The organism is Pseudomonas sp. SIMBA_068, from assembly GCF_046534705.1.
GTDB classification, from domain to species: Bacteria; Pseudomonadota; Gammaproteobacteria; order Pseudomonadales; family Pseudomonadaceae; genus Aquipseudomonas; species Aquipseudomonas putida.
The window spans coordinates 1-274 of sequence record NZ_JAWRYI010000467.1 but is presented as its reverse complement, the minus strand read 5'-3'; the positions used below and the strand labels follow the sequence as shown (position 1 = coordinate 274).

Sequence of the window (274 nt, the reverse complement as noted above, 5' to 3'; positions counted from 1 at the left end):
CGTTGTGCTCCTCGTTAGAGCGAGCACGTCGAAGCAATTCAACCTGCAAGACATTGAGCGGATCGGTGTACGGGTTTCGTAAACTAATCGACTCTTTTATCCAAGGCTGAGCTGCAAGTAAGCTTTTTTGCGGGCTTAACGACTGCACAAGCTCAATGGCTTCTTCAAGCTCTTTTCGCAACGTTACACCTAACGGCTTGTACATATCTTCCACCAGCGCATTATCATAGTGCTCACTTAACCAGCTATCGGCTTTACTAAATACCATTTCAAG

1 protein-coding gene is annotated in these 274 nt (G+C 46.0%); it reads right to left on the bottom strand.

The features are described 5' to 3' along the window. Nucleotides 1–274: phosphoenolpyruvate carboxylase (locus SB756_RS29990; RefSeq protein WP_410913225.1), on the bottom strand; the 274-nt coding region annotated here is incomplete at both ends.